At 69.2% G+C, this 18,279-nt stretch carries 17 protein-coding genes; 10 read left to right on the top strand and 7 right to left on the bottom strand.

What is annotated here, in order from left to right; translation table 11 throughout:
* A complete protein-coding gene (locus G4D83_RS40585; protein ID WP_163870318.1) occupies nt 1–2,487 on the bottom strand; it encodes a PIG-L family deacetylase in 2,487 nt (828 codons plus the stop codon).
* Nucleotides 2,488–2,630: 143 nt separating this feature from the next.
* Between G4D83_RS40585 and bshC the strand changes: the two genes are divergently transcribed.
* Genes bshC through bshA form a run of 3 tightly spaced genes read left to right on the top strand, consistent with a single transcriptional unit; the run spans nt 2,631 to nt 6,219 of the window.
* Nucleotides 2,631–4,256, top strand: coding sequence for a bacillithiol biosynthesis cysteine-adding enzyme BshC (bshC, locus tag G4D83_RS40580; protein ID WP_163870317.1), 1,626 nt, complete (start codon nt 2,631–2,633; stop codon nt 4,254–4,256).
* Nucleotides 4,253–5,059, top strand: coding sequence for a bacillithiol biosynthesis deacetylase BshB1 (bshB1, locus tag G4D83_RS40575; protein ID WP_163870316.1), 807 nt, complete (start codon nt 4,253–4,255; stop codon nt 5,057–5,059). The genes bshC and bshB1 overlap by 4 nt, the downstream gene beginning before the upstream one ends.
* Nucleotides 5,056–6,219: an N-acetyl-alpha-D-glucosaminyl L-malate synthase BshA gene (gene bshA, locus G4D83_RS40570; RefSeq protein WP_163870315.1), complete on the top strand. Its 1,164-nt coding sequence runs from the start codon at nt 5,056–5,058 to the stop codon at nt 6,217–6,219. Before bshB1 ends, bshA begins: the two co-directional genes overlap by 4 nt.
* 25 nt (nt 6,220–6,244) lie before the next feature.
* Here the strand turns inward: bshA and G4D83_RS40565 are convergent, their stop codons facing one another.
* The gene (locus G4D83_RS40565) at nt 6,245–7,090 is read right to left on the bottom strand and encodes a DUF2911 domain-containing protein (RefSeq protein ID WP_176436200.1); all 846 of its coding nucleotides are present in this window, start codon (nt 7,088–7,090) and stop codon (nt 6,245–6,247) included.
* A gap of 171 nt (nt 7,091–7,261) precedes the next feature.
* Between G4D83_RS40565 and G4D83_RS40560 the strand changes: the two genes are divergently transcribed.
* From G4D83_RS40560 to G4D83_RS40550, 3 genes are all read left to right on the top strand, one after another.
* Nucleotides 7,262–8,551, top strand: a complete 1,290-nt coding sequence (locus G4D83_RS40560) for an AAA family ATPase (protein ID WP_163870314.1) — start codon at nt 7,262–7,264, stop codon at nt 8,549–8,551.
* 170 nt (nt 8,552–8,721) lie between these two features.
* A complete protein-coding gene (locus G4D83_RS40555) occupies nt 8,722–9,444 on the top strand; it encodes a YcnI family copper-binding membrane protein (RefSeq protein ID WP_163870313.1) in 723 nt (240 codons plus the stop codon).
* Nucleotides 9,445–9,460: 16 nt separating this feature from the next.
* The gene (locus G4D83_RS40550; protein ID WP_163870312.1) at nt 9,461–9,658 is read left to right on the top strand and encodes a hypothetical protein; all 198 of its coding nucleotides are present in this window, start codon (nt 9,461–9,463) and stop codon (nt 9,656–9,658) included.
* 72 nt (nt 9,659–9,730) lie between these two features.
* On the opposite strand, the gene G4D83_RS40545 is transcribed toward G4D83_RS40550, so the two are convergent.
* Nucleotides 9,731–10,375, bottom strand: a complete 645-nt coding sequence (locus G4D83_RS40545; protein ID WP_240357093.1) for an SCO family protein — start codon at nt 10,373–10,375, stop codon at nt 9,731–9,733.
* 16 nt (nt 10,376–10,391) lie between these two features.
* Entirely contained in the window at nt 10,392–11,132 is a 741-nt protein-coding gene (locus G4D83_RS40540; protein ID WP_163870310.1) for a hypothetical protein, read from the bottom strand.
* A gap of 114 nt (nt 11,133–11,246) precedes the next feature.
* Here G4D83_RS40540 and G4D83_RS40535 point away from each other — a divergent pair, with 114 nt between their 5' ends.
* Nucleotides 11,247–11,675 (top strand): hypothetical protein, encoded by a 429-nt coding sequence (locus tag G4D83_RS40535; RefSeq protein ID WP_163870309.1) that lies wholly within the window; start codon nt 11,247–11,249, stop codon nt 11,673–11,675.
* A gap of 26 nt (nt 11,676–11,701) precedes the next feature.
* On the opposite strand, the gene G4D83_RS40530 is transcribed toward G4D83_RS40535, so the two are convergent.
* Nucleotides 11,702–12,859, bottom strand: a complete 1,158-nt coding sequence (locus tag G4D83_RS40530; RefSeq protein WP_163870308.1) for an FAD-dependent oxidoreductase — start codon at nt 12,857–12,859, stop codon at nt 11,702–11,704.
* A 30-nt stretch (nt 12,860–12,889) separates the two neighbouring features.
* Between G4D83_RS40530 and G4D83_RS40525 the strand changes: the two genes are divergently transcribed.
* Nucleotides 12,890–13,345, top strand: coding sequence for a MarR family winged helix-turn-helix transcriptional regulator (locus G4D83_RS40525; protein WP_163870307.1), 456 nt, complete (start codon nt 12,890–12,892; stop codon nt 13,343–13,345).
* Between the two features lie 76 nt (nt 13,346–13,421).
* Here G4D83_RS40525 and G4D83_RS40520 read toward each other — a convergent pair whose 3' ends face one another.
* Entirely contained in the window at nt 13,422–14,369 is a 948-nt protein-coding gene (locus G4D83_RS40520; RefSeq protein ID WP_163870306.1) for an alpha/beta fold hydrolase, read from the bottom strand.
* Between the two features lie 517 nt (nt 14,370–14,886).
* Here G4D83_RS40520 and G4D83_RS40515 point away from each other — a divergent pair.
* Complete coding sequence (locus G4D83_RS40515; protein WP_163870305.1) at nt 14,887–16,353, top strand: Tox-REase-5 domain-containing protein; 1,467 nt, start codon at nt 14,887–14,889, stop codon at nt 16,351–16,353.
* Nucleotides 16,254–17,123: an immunity 52 family protein gene (locus G4D83_RS47145; protein WP_338041972.1), complete on the top strand. Its 870-nt coding sequence runs from the start codon at nt 16,254–16,256 to the stop codon at nt 17,121–17,123. The genes G4D83_RS40515 and G4D83_RS47145 overlap by 100 nt, the downstream gene beginning before the upstream one ends.
* 52 nt (nt 17,124–17,175) lie before the next feature.
* Here G4D83_RS47145 and G4D83_RS40505 read toward each other — a convergent pair.
* Nucleotides 17,176–18,279, bottom strand: a 1,104-nt coding sequence (locus G4D83_RS40505) for a YfhO family protein (protein WP_163870303.1), incomplete at its 5' end; no start/stop codon positions are given.

The following is an 18,279-nucleotide window of genomic DNA, read 5'->3' as shown; positions in this document are numbered from 1 at the left end:
TCATTGCGCGAGGACGTTCGCCAGGAGGCGGTATGCGCCAGGGACTCCGGCGGGGAGCTGACGGAAGAAGGCCAGGCCCGTGTAGACGAACACGCCCTTGCCGTGACGGGTGACGAGCAGCGAGCCGCGCAAGGGCGCCTCCCCCGCGTCGTTCAGCTCGAACACCGGCCGGTAGTGGTCATCCCACTTCGACGCGAAGTAGAGGCCGCGCTCCTGCACCCAGCCGTCGAAGTCCGCATCCGTGAGCCGGTTGGGCGTGCGCAACAGCGGCTCGTCCTTCGACACGGGCGTCATCACCGCCGTCTCGTCCGTCACGCGCTCGCGGCCAATCTCCAGCGGATACGGCCCCACGAAGGCGGCCAGCGGACCCACGCGGCTGTTGGTGTTGTACTGCACCACCAGGCGCCCACCCTGCTTCACGTAGTCGAGCAGCCGCTCGCGGTGCACGGCGAGGCGCGGGTTCGCGTTGAAGGCGCGCACACCGACGAGGATGGCGTCGAAGCGCTCCAGCTTCTCGGAAGCCAGCCGCTCCTCGGGGAGCACCGTCACCTCGTAGCCCACCGCCGCCAGGCTCTCCGCCACACGGTCTCCCGGGCCCGGGATGTAGCCCAGGCGCTTCACCTTCGTCGCGAGCGCGAAGGGAATCAGCGTCGCCTCGGACGGCTGGCGCACCGCGAGAGGAGGCAGGTGCTCGTGGGCGACGTCGCGCACGCGCCATGACTCCGCGCGGCCTCCGCTTTCCACGACGACTCGCAGGCGGCCCTTCTCCGTGGCGCCCTTGGGCGGCGTCACCCGGAACTGGACGGTGCGCTCATCACCGCGCGCGGCGAGCTGGAAGGACTGCTCCACCGGCTCCGAGCGCCAACCCCGCGGCAGCTCCAGGCGCACCTTGCCCGTGGCCTCCGAGCGCCCCGCGCCCAACACCACCGAGATGGCCTGCGTCGCCCCATTGGGGAACATCACCCGGTCACGCTCCAGCGTCGCGGTGACGGCGGGCACCACCTCGAACGCGCGGTACAGCTCTCCGCGCACCGGGTCCGTCCACACGTGCACCACCGGCCGCGTCACGGTGATGCGCCGACCGCCGACCTCGTAGACAAAGGTCACCGCCAGCGCGGGGCCCCCCTCGGGCAACCCCGTCAGCGCGCGGTCCGAGGGCTCCAACGCGAAGAGCCCTCCCTCGAAAGGCTTGCGCAGCCAGTACGGCGTGGTGATGGTCGCGTCCTCCGGCAGCGTCACCTTCTTCTCCAGCTTGAAGGGCGTGTGCTCGGCGAGCGCCGTGTTCACCGGCACGCTCTCCCCGCCCGGGAGCGTCACGCTCACCCATCGAAGCGCGGTGGGCGAGCGGTTCAGCGCGAACAGGCTCAGCGCCACCGGAGTGCCCGGCACGCCCGCGGCCTCTGGCGCTCTCGCCTCCAGGAACAACCCCGCGCACGCGGCGATGAGCGACTCCGTCTCGCGCAGCTTGAGCGCCTTCCACGGGTGGTCCCCGGGCAGCGCGGACAGCGCCTCATGGACGCGCAAGAGCGCGGGCACGGTGCGGGAGGGCGTGCGCGCATCGAAGCCCTTCACCGCGTCGTCCACCGCGCGGGCCACGGCCTCCGTGCCCTTCCAGCGGCGCCAGGACAAATCCAGGCCCTCGAACACGTCCGCCTTCGGCGCCGTGCCATCGAGCGGCGTGAAGTACTCCAGCAGCGGACCGCGCTCGGCCGGGACACCGAAGCCCTGGCTCTTGTGCTGGCTGCGGCTCTCCGCGGAGATTTCCCCCCAGGAGCGACCGAGCAGCGCGTCGTACCCGCCGACATCCACCTTGAGATAGCCGGACATGTCCGCGTCGGGCTTGAGGCTCCACGTGGAGACGTTGTTCAACAGCCGGTCCGCCTTCCACGGCTTCACCAGGTCGAGCTGCTCGGGGAAGCGCTTGGGGTCCGCGGCGGCGGTGAAGGCCTCGGCGGCGAGCAGCGCGGACGCGGTGTGGTGTCCGTGGTTGGGCGGCTTCGTGTTGAAGCGCGTGACGATGAGGTCCGGCTGGAAGCGACGGATGGCGAGCACCACGTCCGCCAGCACCGCGTCGTGTCCCCAGATGCGCAGCGCCTCGTCGGCGGACTTCGTGTAGCCGAAGTCGCGCGCGCGGGTGAAGTACTGCTCGGCGCCGTCCACGCGGCGCGCGGCCAGCAGCTCATAGGTGCGGATGAGCCCGAGCAGCTCGTCCTGCTCCGTGCCGATGAGGTTCTGTCCGCCGTCACCGCGCGTGAGCGACAGGTAGCCCGCGCGCAGCCCGCGTTCACCGACCAGCCAGGCGAGAAAGCGCGTGTTCTCGTCGTCCGGGTGGGCGGCGACGTAGAGCACGCTGCCCGTCACGCCGAGCCGTCGGAGTCCGGCCGCGATTTCCCCCGCGTGGGGTTGCCGAGGTGCCTGGGCGAAAGCCGAAGTCCCAAATCCAAGACTCATGGCCAGCGTCATGCCAAAGGTGAGCAGGGTTCGCATCCGCGGCGGACCCTACAACAAGGCCTTCACCCACGCGCGCCTGGCGTTCATCCCATGACGCGCCCAGCCACGGCCTCACGTTGCGTGCGCGTCACCGTCCTTCTCCGTGCCGACCCGAAGATGACCTGTTATCACCGCGCACCGTGACGCCTTCCTTTCCCACCGCGTGGCTCAAGGGAGACCCACGCGCGCTCGCCTTCCTGCCCGACCGCTTCCGTCACCGCGCCGCTCGCGCGGAGGCCGCGGCCGCCGCCGCCTCTCGCCCCATGTCGTCGGCCCTGCTCGACGTCGTGTCGGCCCAGAACGCACGCCTCGCGCCGAGTCCCGCGCGCGAGCGTCATCTGGAGGAGCTCGCCCGCCCTGGCACCATCGCCGTGGTGACGGGCCAGCAGATGGGGCTGTTCCTCGGCCCGCTCTTCACGCTCTACAAGGCCGCCGCCGCCATCAGCGCCGCGCGCGCGCTTCGGGAAGAAACCGGGCGGCCCTGTGTTCCCGTCTTCTGGCTTCAAACCGAGGACCACGACCTGCCGGAGGTGGACCACTGCTTCGTCGCGAGCCCGCGAGGCTCCGCGAAGCGCGTGGCCTTGGAGGTGCCCGAGGCCGCCACCTCGCGCGCGCCCGTCGCCCACCGCAAGCTGGGCTCGGGGGTCATCCAGGCCCTGGAGGCCCTGCGCTGTGAGCTGAACGGAGAGCCCCAGGTCTCCGAACACCTGGAGCTGCTCGTGCGCGCCTACCAGCCCGACGCGACGCTCGCGGAGGCGTTCACCCAGGTGCTCGCCACCCTCTTCGCCGAAGAGGGCCTGGTCTTCATCGACCCGAGGGACGCGCGCCTCGCGCCCTTCGCCGCGCCCATCCACCGGCTCGCGATTCAGGACGCCTCCGCCATCTCCACCGCGCTCTCGCGTCGCGTGGAGGCGCTGACGCAGGCGGGCTTCTCCGAGCAGGTCCACATCCGTCCCGGCGCTCCGCTCGGTTTCTACTCGCCTGACGGCATCGAGGGCGCGCGCTACCGGATGGACCCGGCGGGCCCCGACACGTGGACCCTGGTGGGCCACCCGCGCGGCGCCACGGTGACGACGAAGGAGCTCCTGGACTGGCTTGCGCGCGAGCCGCTGCGCTTCACCACCTCCGCGCTCCTGCGTCCGCTCCTCCAGGACACGTGGCTGCCGACGGCGGCCTATGTCGGCGGCCCGGGCGAGGTCTCCTACTTCGCGCAACTGTCTCCCCTCTATGAGCACGCGGGCCTGCCCATGCCGCTGGTGGTGCCGCGCGCCCGCTTCCGCGTGCTGGACGACCGGGCCCGCAGACTCCTCCACAAGTTGGGCCTCACGCCGGACGAGGTGGGCGAGCCCCGCGACGCGCTCTTGACGAGGCTCTCCACGCGGGACGCGGCGGAGCCCTACGAGCCCGCGGGCACGCTGGAGGCGCGCCTCTTCGGCGCCTTCTCCTCGGAGCTGGACCGCATGGGCGAGACGATGCTCAAGCTCGACCCCCAACTGCTCGACGCGCTCAAGCGCACCCGGGGCACCGTGCGCGCCGCGGTGTCGCGCCTGTCGGCCCGCTACGGCCGCGCGCTCGCGCTGCGCGACGAGGTCACCACCGAGCGCGTGGACCGGCTGCGCGCCATGCTCGTGCCGGACGGGGCGCCGCAGGAGCGCATCCACGGCATGGCCTACTACGCGTGTCGCTTCGGCTCCCGGGCCTTCACCCGCCAGGTGCTCGACGCGTGTGTCCCCTTCTCCGGTGACCTCCGGGATTTGACGCCATGAGCACGAGCGGCGCGACCTACGGACTGGAGGCCCTCGCCTTCGGCCCGCATCCGGACGACGTGGAGCTGTTCTGCGGCGGGCTGATGGCGAAGCTCTCGAGCCTGGGCCACCGCACCGGCATCATTGACTTGTCGCGCGGCGAGAAGAGCTCTCGCGGGACGCTGGAGACGCGCGCGGCGGAGACGGAGGCCGCCTCGCGAGTGTTGGGCCTGTCGGTGAGGGAGAACCTGGGCCTGCCCGACGGCTGGCTCAACCCCTGGGCCGGCTTCGAGGCCAGCGAGTCCGAGCGCATCCGCGACTCCGCGGTGGCCCGCATCGTCGAAGTGCTCCGCCGCCTGCGGCCGGAGCTGGTCATCGTCCCGTGGGAGGAGGAGCGCCACCCGGACCACGAGGCCGCCAGCGCGCTGGTGACGCGCGCGCTGTTCTTCGCGGGGGTGCGCAAGTTCGAGACCGAGCCGCCCGGCCCCCCGTTCACGCCTCGGCAGGTGCTCTACTACCCCCTGCGCCACCTGGCCGAGCCGAGCTTCGTCGTGGACGTGTCGGCCGTGTACGCGAGCAAGACGGCGGCCGTGCGCTGCTACGCGAGTCAGGTGGAGCCCCGACCGGACGCACCCGCCACGCTGGTGGGCTCGCCGCTGTCGCTCTCCTCACTGGAGGCGCGGGACAGGTTCTATGGCGCCCAGGTGGGTGTCGCCCACGGCGAGCCGTATGTCGTCCGGGAGACGTTGGGGCTCATCGACCCGGTGGAGCACTTCCGCCGGAATAGCTTCGAGAAGCCCCTGTTCTTCCCTCACCGCCGATGAGTCCGCCCCTCTCCATCGCCATCACCTGCTTTTCGACCTTCGGGGGCAGCGGCATGGTCGCCACCGGCATCGGCCTGGGAATGGCCGAGCGAGGTCACCGCGTCCACTTCATCGCCCGGGAGCCGCCCGCGCGGTTGGACACCCTGCCCCGGGGCGTGACGTTCCATGAGGTGACGGAGAGCGACTACCCCGCGCTCCAGCGCTCCGGCACGTACCCCATCGCGCTCGCCTCCAAGATGATTGAGGTGGCCAACAGCGAGAAGCTGGACGTGCTGCACGTGCACTACGCGGTGCCGCACGCCACGGCGGCGTGGATGGCGCGCGAGGTGCTGGGCGAGCACGGGCCGCGCATCGTCACCACGCTGCACGGCACGGACACCACGCTGGTGGGCGTGCACCCCAGCTACCTGCCGATGACGCGCTTCTCCATCCTGCGCAGCGACGCGGTGACGACGCCTTCCGCGTTCCTCCGCGACGCGACGTGGAGCGGCTTCAGCCTGCCGCAGACCTTCCCCATCGAGGTCATCGCCAACTTCGTGGACACGGAGCGCTATGCCCCCGCACGGGAGCGCGCGCACCTTCGCGCCCTCTTCCCGGACCTGGGCGAACACGAGCCCGTCCTCATCCACGTCTCCAACTTCCGCCCCGTCAAACGCATCACCGACGTGGTGGGCGTCTTCGCGGAGGTCCACCGACAGCTCCCCTGTCGGCTGGTGATGGTGGGAGACGGCCCCGAGCGCGCCCCGGCGGAGCGGATGCTGCGCGAGCTGGGCCTCTCGCACCGCGTGGCCTTTCCCGGCAAGCAGGACCGCTTCATGGAGGTGCTCGCCGCGTCCGACGTGTTCCTGCTCCCCAGCGAGCAGGAGAGCTTCGGCCTCGCGGCGCTGGAGGCGCTCAGCTGCGGCGTCCCCGTCGTCGCCAGCGACGTGGGAGGCATTCCGGAAGTCGTCCGCCACGGCGACACGGGCCTGTTGGCCCCGCTGGGCGACGTGCGCGCCATGGCGGGCCACGTGCTCGGCCTGCTGCGTGACGCGACTCGCTGGAAGAACTTCTCCCTCCGAGCGCGGGCCGACGTCGTCGAGCGCTTCAGGATGGAGCCGGCCATTGACCGGTATGAAGCGCTCTACCGCCGGCTCGTGAGCGGAGCCCCCCGGCGCTGAAGGGGCTCCACTCGCGACGGGACGACTACTTGTTCTTCCAGTCCGCGAGGGCCTTGGAGACCTGGGCCTTGAAGAAGAAGTTCGGGTCCTTCTCACCCAGGTCCCACGAAATCTGGGCGGCCTTGCGGGCCTCGGCGAACTTGCCGTCACGCGCCAGGATGTCCGCGCGAACCCACTGGTTGAACCAGTTGGAGTCCATGGCCACGGACGCGTCCGCGAGCTTCAGCGCCGCGACGTAGTCCTTGGTGGACTCCGCCACGTAGCGGGCCGCCTGGGCGTGCTCGCTCGCGCTCGCCTTGGACGCCTTCTCGATGTTGGCCTTGGCCAGCGTGGCCGTGTCCGTCTTGATGGGGACGGAGATGCGCAGCTTCTCCCACTCGAGGTCCAGCGAGGTGCTGTCCTCCGTGGTGTTGCTGAAGACAAACGCCAGCCGCTCACGGCTGGGAATGGCCGCCGTCGTCGCGGCGACGGTGGCCACGTCGTTGGCGGGCGAGTACTGCGCCGCGGTGGAGAACAGCCCCAGCTCCTTGTTCAGCATCACCTTCCAACCCTTCTGCGAGGGCAGGGTGACGATGGCGTAGGTGCCGGCGGGGACAGCCTTGCCGCCGAAGGTGACGTCGTGGCTGAAGGTAATCTTGGTGGACTGGTTCGCGCCGGAGCGCCAGGGCTTGTCCCAGGGGACGAGGTCACCCCAGACCTTGCGGCCCTTCACACCCGGGCTGGAATAGTCGATGGAAATCGAGGTGACGCCCACTTCCTGCGCCACCTTGGCGGAGGGGCTGGGGGCGGGCAGCTCGAGCTGGGCGGACGCGGGCGCGGCCACCAGGGCCACGAGCGCGGAGAGCAGACATCCGAGGGCAACGTTCTTCATCGGCCTCACATCATCCTTTCGGAACAGAAGCATGGGGGGTGCGAAGGCGGGCGGAGTGTATAGACGAGCCTCTCGCGCACCTAACGATTCAGGCGAGCCACCAGACACTCCAGTGACCGAGGTATTCCCGCCGTACCCCGGGAAGACGAAGCTGCCGGGCGAGGACTCCGCATGAAGCTGACCCGGCTCACCGTCCACCACTTCCGGAGCGTCGCTCCCGGCACCGAGCTGACACCCGGGCCGTCACTCAACCTGGTGCTCGGCGAGAATGGCACCGGGCGGACGACGCTGCTGGAGCTCATCTCCATCGTCCTGGCCTCGGACTTCGCCAGCCTCATCCACGAGCGCTTCGCGTTGGAGTATGAGCTGGCGTTTCCCGGCATGAAGCTGCACGTGTACGCGCGCAACGACACGCGCGTGCCCGAGCGCACGGAGCCTGGCGCGAGGCAGGGCGCGGGCCTGTTGCCGCTGCGCACGCCCACGCTCGACACGGGGCTCCAGCCGCTCATCGAGGTGGAGCTGCTGCTGTCCTCGCCCTCGGCGCGGCTCGTCATGCGCGCGGACGCGGAGGGCATCGACTGCAAGGTGGACGGCGCGCCCGCGTGGACGCGCACCATGCACTGGTCGCTCCTGGACCGCTCGGTGTGGACGCTGCTGTTCATGACGGCGCAGTACATCGACGCGGGCATGAAGGAGCGGCTCAAGGAGCTCTTGAGGCGGACGTTCCTCCTGGCGCCGCAGCGCTTCGACGAATCGCTCGGGATGTTCGAGCGCCTGGGCACCATCCGCTACGCCATGGAGGTGCGCGATGGAGAGGTGTTCCCGTTGGGGTTGATGGCCCTGCCCGGCTGGATGCCCGGATGGTTGAGGGAGCGCGTGGAGCAGGAGCCCCTCGTCGACGCGCTGGAGTTGCGCCACGACGCGCTGGAGCGCTCGTTCCTCTCTCGCTTCGTGAGCCTGGCGGGAATGGAGTCGGGGAAGCTGCGCGTGGAGGTGCTGGAGAAGCGCTCGTTCGAAAACGGAGGGCGCGTGGGATTCGGAGGGTTCTCGTTCCACTTCGTCCGTCGCGACGGGCGCGAGCTGACGCAGGCGGACCTGGGCTTCGGGCAGAAGCGGCTGCTGTCGCTCTTGTACTACCTGGACGTCAACGAGGACTTCGCCATCCTGGACGAGCCCGCCAACGGTCTTCACCCGCGCTGGGTGGAGGAGAGCCTGCGCGAGCTGGCCGGGCGCCAGGTGTTCCTCGCCACGCAGAACCCGCTGCCGCTGGAGCATCCGGTGTTCGCCTCCGAGGAGGAGCTGCGCTCGGCGCTCATCCGTTGCGCACCGGTGCCGCACGAGGGACACGAGCGCATGGGCTGGGCCCACCCGACGCGGCAGCTCGCCGCACAGCTCTTCGACGCCCACCGCGGCGGCTCGCGTCCGCTGGGAGCGCTGCTGCGGGAACACGACGTGTGGTGAACGGAGGGGTGCGGCGAATTGTCGCGGACCACCCTCCGGGTTCCAGATGATTGTCGGGCGAAAGTGAGGGGCCTGCCCCACCGTGCTGCGGCAAATGGCCGCATCGGTGCGCTCCAAGCGGTCTGCTACGCCGAGGTGCTGGCGCAGTCATTTCCTCCTGGAGGCCCCGCTTGAAGCCCACTCTCAAGACGTTGCTCGCATTCTCGAGCCTGCTGGTCGGCACCGCCGCCCATGCCCATGTCGCCGTCTCAGGCACTGGTCCCGCCATCGCCGGCACGTCCTACGAGGCACAGTTCACCGTGGGCCACGGGTGCAGCGGCGCGGACACCTACCGCATCAAGGTCGCCATTCCCGCGGGCGTCACCTCCGTGCGGCCCCTGGACTCCGCCTTCGGCAAGGCCGTGGTGGAGAAGGACGCGAACAACAACGTGACGTCCGTCACGTGGACGCGGAGCAGCGCCGCCGAGGTGCTCCCCGCCGACACGCATGCGCACCGGCTGGTGCTGCGTGCCCGCATGCCGGATACGGCCTTCACCACGGTGTACTTCCCCACCACGCAGACGTGCCGGAATGCCGAGGGCGCCGAGACGACGGTGGAGTGGGTGGGCACGTCGGGTGGACATGACCACGGTGGAACGGACGCAGGCACCACGCCGCAGGCGGAGCCCGCGCCCGCGCTCTTCGTCTATCCCAAGCGCACGCCAGGCTGGAACAAGTACACGGTGGAGGAGCACGTGCACGACTTCGCCGTGTTCAGCGACGCCCAGATTGTCTGGGCGGGCAACCGCGCGTACAGCCCCAACCCGGTGACAACGGAGCTCATCGAGTCCGACAAGGACACGGAAGCGCTGACGGAGATTCATCCGGGCACGGAAATCTGGGTCAAGTACTGAGGCGGGAGAGACAGCCATGACTCGCCACTTGATTGCATTGGCCGCCGCGTGCGCGCTCTGCGCGTGCTCGGACAGCGGTTCGAAGACACCCTCGGCCGTGACGCCCGACTCGGGCCCGCTGCCCGCGCAGGGACTGACGCAGCCCACCGGCCTGGAGCGGCCTCCCACTCCTGGCGGCGGGCTGCCCGCGGACCTCAAGCCACCAGGCCGCTGAGCACCCGACGCTCCGGGCTCGCGGTGCGGAGCCGAGCCCGGACAGATGACCTCTCCCCGCGGCGGGTCTCCATCAATCCGCTGCGTGCACCAGCGCCTCCAGGTCGCGCTGAAGCGACTCCAGTCCGTCGGAGTCATCCACCACGCGGTAGTACCCCCGGATGCGCCCTTCCGTGTCCACGAGGACGAAGTGCTCGCCGTGGAAGATGCTGAGGAAGTCGTCCTCTCCCGCGTCCGCCTCCCGCCCCATCATCACGCGGAAGCCCTCCAGCACCGTGGTCTCCACGTCCTCCAGTTCTCCCGTCAGCAGGGCCCAGTTGCTCGTGTCCAGGTGCCGCGTGTCCGCGTACGCGGCGAGCCGCTCCGGCGTGTCGTAGCGCGGGTCCACGCTGAACGAGACGAAGCGCACCGCGAGCCCCGCCTCGCGCGCCTGTCGCTGGAGGCGGGCCATCTTCGCGGTGAGCAGCGGACACACCGTGGGGCAGCGCGTGAACATGAAGTCCGCGACGACGACGGCGCCTCGCAGGTCCGCATCGGAGAACGGGCGTCCCGTCTGGTCCATCAGTCGAAAGGTCGGCAGGGCACCGAATTCGGGCAGCCCCCGCGCCCGCAGCCGGGCACGTGACTCGCGCAGCAACGGGAGCGCGAGCGCCGCGAGGAGCGCCAGCACTCCCACGACGAGCAATCCCACCCAGCGACGACCACGAGCGCGTTCCACGACAGGCGCATCCATCTCAGTGCCTCCCCCGCTCGCCCACGCAGCCCACGCCGAGCACATGCGGATGCGCCATGGGCAGCCCCGCGAGTGCCGGCACCGGGCCGCTCTCGAAGACCTGTCGCGCGTCCGCGACCAGCGCATCCACGGCACGCGTGGAGCTGGTCAGGTCGTAGACGCCTCGAAGCCCGCCCGCCTGGTCCACCAGCAGCGTGGACCTCATGAGCGAGGAACCGCCCTCCCCACTCCGCGCGGGGACACCCTCTCTCAGCAGCGCCAGGACCTTCACGCCCCAGGCCACGTCCTCCGCCAGGACCTTCCATGAAGCGGGGCTGCTCGTGCTCACCACGTCGAGGGGCTGACGTGTCACCACGACGAACCGGAGGGGAAGCCGCTCGGCCTCCAGCCGGCGCTCCACCGAGGACAGCCGCGTCACGATGGCATGGGAGCCAGATGGCGGTTCATCTCCGGGGAGTTGGAGGACATAGGCCCGCCCCCGGAGCTGGCGCGTTCCAAACGGAGCTCCGTCGGCGTCCTGGAGTTCGAACCGGGGAAGCTGTCCGTGGAGGGGCAAGGGACTGGAAACCCACGAGGTGTCGGCGGGGAGCCAGGACACCTCCGACAGCACCAGCTTCACCGCCGATAGCATGGCGACACCGAGCGTGAGCACCACGGCGAGGCTCGAGGCACCCAAGCACCACCCGACGCACGAGCGCAGCCACGCGATACCGCGCGGCGGACGCGAAGAGGGAAGACTCATGTCCCCTACCCTCTCGCAAACGGAGCGCGAGCACGCTGTGGCAACTTGCCGCGCGCCACGGCGAGTCGTGCGTCGCTACAAGCTCCCGCGCATCAGGTCCGCCCGGGAGGATGAATGAAGAGCACGATGTTGCTATGCCTGTTGTGGAGCGCCGCACCGCCCCCGACGTCGACGGCCCCAGTCACGGAGAAGGCCGCCGCCCTGGCGACACCCGTGACGTCCGTGACGAGTACATCGGGGCGTCTGCGAATCGAAGTGCTCGCCGACACAGTCCCCCTGCGACGAGGCCCTCAACGCCTGCGCCTCCGAGTCACCGACGTCGCCACGGGCAAGCCCATCCCGAGTCTGGTGCTGGCGCTCCAGCCGTGGATGCCCACCATGGGACACGGGCTCGACAGCCCCGCGCGCATCACGCCTCAGGGCACCAGCGACTTCGAGGTGTCGGAGCTGGACCTCTTCATGCCGGGCGCCTGGGAGCTGCGACTCACCCTGTCGGGCTCCGTCGAGGACAAGGCCGTGGTGAGCCTCAAGCTCGCGCGCTGAAGCTCGCGGCGAGGACGCCTTCAGGCTCAGGGATGCGCCGCACCCGCCATCCGCTGAATCGCCTCGAAGTGTTCGAGCGTGTGCGCGAGCGCGTGCTCCGACACGAAGTCGAGCCCCTCCATCGCGCCCGCCGCCGCCTCCGCGGCCCGCACGAACATGCGCGCTTCATACGCCGCCACCGCGCGACTCCAGTCGGAGTCCTCGACGAGCCCCAGCGCCAGCTCCGCCGCATCCAGCATGGCCATGTTCACGCCTTCGCCGGAGAACGGCGGCATGACATGCGCCGCGTCACCCAGCAGCGTCACGCCCGGCCGGTGCGTCCACCGATGCCCCACCGGCAACGCGAGGATGGGACGCGGGACGATGGTGTCGTTGCTCACATCGATGAACCGGAGCAGCGAAGGTGCCCACCCCGCGAACCGCGCCTTGAGCGCCGCTCGCGCACGCGCGGGTGAGGACAGGTCCACGCCACCCTGCTGGGGCCAATCCTCGGCCACACGAAACATCAGGTAGACGCGGACGTGCCCATTGCTGCTGCGCTGCGCGATGAGGCTCAGGCAATCCCCCACCACGGAGACCTTGCCGCGCGGGATGAGCGCCGCGACGTCGGGATGCCGCGTGTCCACGTCGTCGATGCTCAGCTCGACGAACATCACCCCCGTGTAGCGCGGCTGCTCACTCGACACGAGCGGACGCACCTTGGACCAGGCGCCATCCGCGCCCACCACGAGGTCGAACTCTCCAAGCAAGCCGCGCTCATTCGCGACGCGATAGCGCCCATCCGGCAGGGGCTCCACCGCGCGCACCTTGCTCCCCCACTGAATCGTCCCGGGAGGAAGGCTGTCGAGCAGGAGCGTGCGCAACTGCTCGCGGTCAATCTCGGGCCGCCCACCGCTCGGGTCTCCTCCCAGCTCGAAGCGCAGCGTCCCCTGGGGGTCATAGAGCGCGTCGCCCTGGTCATCGTAGCGCGCGAGCGCCTTGAACCCCGCTTCGAGCCCGGCGTGTCGCAGCGCGAGCAGGCCCGAATCCTCGTGCAGGTCCAGCGAGCCGCCCTGCGGACGCGACAGCCGGTGCTCGTCCAGTTCGAACACCGTGGAGCCGATACCCCGCGTCGCCAACACTCGCGCGAGCGTCAACCCGCCCGGCCCTCCGCCCACGATTCCAATGCGCCTTCCAGTTTGCATAGGCCCCTCACTAATATTACAAAGGGCCCTATGCAACACGAACGCAAGGCACGCCCCTGGAACCCCGAGTCCACGTCGGCGTATTGGATCAACCGGGCTTCACGGCTGCTCATGCGGTTGCATGAGGCACGCCTGCGTCCGCTGGGCTTCGGCATGAGCCAGCTCCCCGTGCTGATTGCGCTGGAGGACGGCGGAACGCTGCCGCAGAAGACGCTCGCGGAGCTGGCGCGGGTGGAGCAGCCGACCATGGCGGAGATGCTCGCGCGCATGGAGCGCGACGGCGTCATCCGGCGCGAGCCCAACCCGGAGGACAAGCGAGGGAGCCTCACCTCGCTCACCTCCCAGTCCCGCGCCCGGCTTCCCGAGGCGAAAGCGGCGCTGATGCTCGGAGAGGACGAGGCGACCGCGGGCTTCACACAGAAGGAGAAGGCGCTCCTTCGGGAGCTCTTGCAGCGCGTCGTCCGGAACCTTGAAACAGAGGGTTAGCGCCACCCCGACAGGGACTCCACCGGGGCAGGGCCGTGCCCCGGCGTGGCGCTGACCCTCTTCTTCCGTCAGGAAACTAGAAGTTGCCGGCGCGGGCCTCATCGAAGGGCACGCGGTGCTTCATGTACATCGTGTCCAGCATGTGGTTGCCGATGAGGTTCAGGTTGCCGTCGGTGAATCGGTGCACGACGGCGCCCTTGCCGGCGTCCTTGGCGAAGGCGATGGGGTCGAAGCTGCCGCCCAGGCCGGTGAGCGTGGGCACCGCGTCCGCGTTGTTGATGTAGTGCACGTACTTCGGGCCGTCCGGGTACTTGGTGGACGCGGCGCCGAAGGTCTCCACGCTCAGCTTGCTCATCGCCTTCTCGACCTGCGCGGGGGACATGCCGTCCTCGATGCGCAGCCGGCGCTCGACGTCGAACAGCGCGCGCGCGGTGATGAGGCCGCCCTGGCTGTAGCCCATCAGGTGGACCTCGCGGCCCGCCTTCAGCTCGCCGTAGACGGTGTCCGCCAGCGTGTCCACGGCGGGGTTCGTGCCCTTGTCCAGCTTGTCGCCCACGCACTGGGCCAGGTCCGCCACGATTCCCTGCGTCGCGTTGTGGATGCCGATGACGCGCGCATCCGCCTTCTCGGCGATGGTCTTCATCTCGCTGAGCTGGTTGGCCGCCGGCGTCATGATGCCGTTGACGTAGAGGATGGTCTTCGACGGGTTCGGATTGTTCTGCGGCGTGACGCCGGGGATGTCCTTGAGCGGCGTGCCCGGAGCGAAGGTCTGCCCCTTGGCGCCCATGAGCTTGCCGTCGTTCGCGCGGTCCGGCTTCGAGTCCCCGCCGAAGAGCTTCTTGATTTCGCTCAGGTGCGTGGCTTCGAAGACATCCTTGCCCTGCTCCAGGAAGCGCGGGACTTCCTTCAGGCCGTTCTTCGCGGCCTCCACCAGTCCGCCCAGCGGGTTCTTCAGGGCCGTGCGCGAGGTCTGCGTCGAGGCGAGCGGCGTGGAAGCGGGACGGTTGCGGTCGATGGGGCTCATGAAGGGCTCCCGCCCATGGGGGTGCTGGGCGTTTCAGTCATTTTCTCACGGAGGCCGGTGGAAGTTGCGTCACGGGCGGAAACCCTCCCGGTGGAGGGGGTGCCAGGGGCTCCCTGGCAACGCTGCCCGCGTGCCGGGGCCGTGCTTCGAGCCACCCCTCGACGCAGTGCGACATGCCCTGTATTCATCGAGAATCATTGGAAAATGCGAGCTGTCGCGGCATGGAGGGCCGCCCCGGAGTGCACCTGTCAGAAGCGCGGAGTCAGGCCCTGCTGAAGTCGCCCGCCATGAGCTAGCGGGGCCGGAATTCTCACGGCGGCTTTCCGTGACAGTCGCTGTCGTGCAACGCCCAGCAGGCACAACGCCAGCAACGTGACCTTCCCTGAGAGCGCGTCAGGGCACGTCGGCACGATGCTGCAGGATTCCACTGCTCAGTCAGTTCCTCGCCTCCTTGTCGGACGGAAATGCCAGCATTCAGCCTGTTCGCCTTTCCTGTCTGCGAGGCATGGGGTGAAGAATGCGTGCTGGCCTCTGGATGCTTTGCGCCGCTCTCTTCGTCACGGGATGCGCTGGAGTTGAACCCTCGACTCGGAGGGGCACGTTCCAGCAGCGTTCCGCGCTCCTTGGGGAGAGGGCTCCGGAGGCCAGGAATCATCGAGGACAGCGGAGCGATGCGTTCGATGAGCTGCTTCGCGGGGCGGGGCTGGAGGACCGCGACTCGCGCCCCGTCTCTGGTGACTCCCTCACGGCGACACAGGCGGCACGACTGCTGGAGGTGTTGCTCGGCAAGGACGTGACGCTGGGGCAGTTCCCGGCACGTGTCGCGGTGGGCTTCATGTTGCGCGAGGTGCTGGATGCGGGCGAGGTGTCGCGCGCCGAGCTGGTGCGACGCGTAGGGCGATTCACGCAACTGGCGGTCCTCCGTCCTGACGGTTGCCTCGCGTGGGTGCGCAGCGGACAGACACAGCAGCGCGTGGGCGCCGTGGAGTGGAAAGACGGTGCCTTTCGAGCGGGCCAGTTCGAACTGGGCGTCTTCTACTCGGGCAAGGGCGGTGTCTTCCGGCAGCTGAGCGCACGGTTGGAGGAGACGGGAGGAGGAGCCTTCGCGGATGTCCACGACGATGCGGACTACCTGAGCCGCACGCTGGACGGAGCCGAGGAGGCCTTCGTCGGGCTGGCAATGGCGGTGGGGCAGATCTTCGCGACGTCGCCCGCTGACAACCTCGCGGCGCTGGGACAGATGCCTGCCGCCGTGGCAGCGCTGCTGGCCTCGTCGCCTGAGTACCTGGAGCGCTTCCAGTACATGCCACGCGGCGAGCAGGTGCAGGCCGTCTCCAAGCTGGTGACGAACCTCATCGCCACCTGGGGCACGGCGGCGGCGGCCACTCGCACGCTGCAAGGTGCGACGCTCGCCACCGCGGAGGTGCCGATTTTGTCGCTCTCGGCCCAGGGAGCATTCGTCATGGGTCGCGTCGCGGTGCCGGTAGGGCGCGCGGCGGCTGTGCTGAGCGGTGGGCCTGGAGCAGCCATCATCCTCCAGCGAGTGGGCACGAGGACAACGAGCGCATCGCCGGCGAAGGGGCCCGGACAGTGGGGACCCGTGAAGGAGTCCATGAGTCCGCGCGCCCGGCGCTATCAGGAACAAATCACGGGGCACTCCGCGGATGACGCGTATTGGGTCGGCGGCATGAGCACGCAGGCCGGTGGCGTGAAGTTCGATGGGGTCAAGGACGGAGTGTTACTGGAAGCAAAGGGGCCAGGATATGACAAGTTCTTCGATGACCTGGACCCCAAGGCTTGGTTTCGTCACTCAGGTGCAAAGAGCCTTGCCGATCAGGCCGAACGGCAGAGCATGATGGTCCGAGGCATGGGAATCCCCATCGAGTGGCATGTCGCCGAATCGAGAGCGGCCGAGGCCATCTCGCTCCTGCTGGAGCGCAGGAGCATCAAAGGCATCAAGGTCATCTACACTCCGGCGCGCTAGGGAGAAACCTCGTGAACGCGAACGCTGAGACCAAGGGCCGCCCCGAGACCTACTATGCAGGGGCCTACTGGGGGCCTCGCAAGGAAACGCCTGAGGAATGCGCTCGCCGCACGGCGGAATTCCTCAACCTCATTGCTCCGTGCGACCCGCTCCTGGCCCACTGGTACAAGCCCGCCCGGTCACCGAAAGACGCGCGCAAGCACCCCTTGATGCCACCTGACGTTGCCACCCTCGCGGAGTTGTTCCGTCGCGGTGTCAACCGCGAGAAAGGGGGGCCCATCTTCGAAGAACTCGGCTTCAGTTTCTGGTTCGGCAACGGCGGCTCTGGACCTGACAGTACAGACCTGCAAATCAAGTGCGGCGACCATAGCGGCGCCAACCCAAACTCCTGCGTGATGCCCCTGCCGAGACAAGGACTGGGCGCGGAGAGGGTGGTTACGACTCCAGTGCTAGGAGGCGTGCTGCGCAGCATGGCACTCGCCTGGGAGCCTGACTGGGCAGTTGCCGCATCCGACGACTACCGCAGATTGATGAGCACGACTTCAGCTGCAGGCACGTTCGTAGGCTGGGTCACATACTTGTCTCGGCGACGAGGTCCTGTTCCACCGTTGCCGGCGCCTGTCCGCATCGAACCGATAGAGGGCAAAGGCACACTCATCATCCTTACCCCGGAACGCCTTTCCGCAAGGAACGCCGAGCACGTTGAGCAAGGCCGCCGAGTGGGTGAACTGCTGGCCAGGGCTGGCCTCATGCAACCGGTAACGCCCTGACCCGCCAACCGAACTGGCACAGGATATCGGCGGGAAACGCCATCGGCCGACATCATGCGGTGGCTTTCCGCAACGGACGCCACCGTGCAACGCCCAGCAGACACAGCGCCAGCAACGTCCCGAGGCCGATGAGCAGCCCCACGCGAAGCCCCGGCGTCCGGTAGCGCATCTCCACCCGATGCTCGCCCGCCGGCACCGCCACCGCGCGGACCGCGACGTTCGCGGGGAGGATGGGCACCTCGCTCCCGTCGACCGTCGCCGTCCATCCCGGCTGAAAGGCATCATTCACGACGAGCACCGCCGCCTCGAAAGCAATCACGTCCACGACGAGCCGCTCGGGCGAGTGCCGCTCCACCTTCACCGTGCCCGTCGGACCTTTCGACGCCTCGGGCAGCGACACCGTGCACTCCACGATGGCGGTGTCACGAGGAGGAAGCTGGGGCGCCAACAAGAGGCCCAGCGCCTGCTCCATCCCTTCCACGCAGCGAGGCCACGCCAGCAACACCCGAGGCACCGCCTCCGGATGCACCACCAGCTTCGTGTCGAACAACGGGTCCTCCGCCACCACCCGAGCCGATGGAGGCAGCACCAGCCCGCCTCCGCCTCGAGCGCTGTGCACGGAGAACGGCGTGGCGAGTCGGGGCGCGACCTGGCCGAACCAGTGCGGCAGGTCCTCGCGCAGTCGCCGCACCCGCACGTTCTCCCCGGGCATGTAGCCGTTCGCGCTCTCGATGCCCCACAGCGTCGTCGTGTCCGGTAGCAGTCCCGTCAGGAACGCGAGCCCCATCCTCCCGTGATAGTCGAGCCCCGGCACGCTTTTCCCAGGGCCAACGCTGCGCACCGCCGTGGCCACGCGCACCGGCTCCCCCGGCGGCACCGACCTCAGAATCGCCTCCGCGAAAGGCGGCGGCGTGTCGAGCAGCTCCGCGGGCGCGAGCACGTACAGCGGCTCGTGCGCCCACAGCAACGCGCCGAACTCGAGCGCCACCAACAGGCCGCCGCTCAGCCTCCGCCTCCCCTGGAAATGGCCCAGCGCCACGCACGCCAGCGCGAGCACCGCCGTCATCGCCCCCGTCCAGACGACATTGCCAGACAGGCCACCCACCACCCCGGACGGCACCTCGGGCCAGCGGGGCAACAACCAGCTCTTCGTCCA

It is taken from the genome of Myxococcus eversor (genome assembly GCF_010894455.1).
Classification (GTDB): Bacteria; Myxococcota; Myxococcia; order Myxococcales; family Myxococcaceae; genus Myxococcus; species Myxococcus eversor.
The sequence above is the reverse complement of the archived record's forward strand: the minus strand, read 5'-3'. Positions and strand labels throughout refer to the sequence as shown.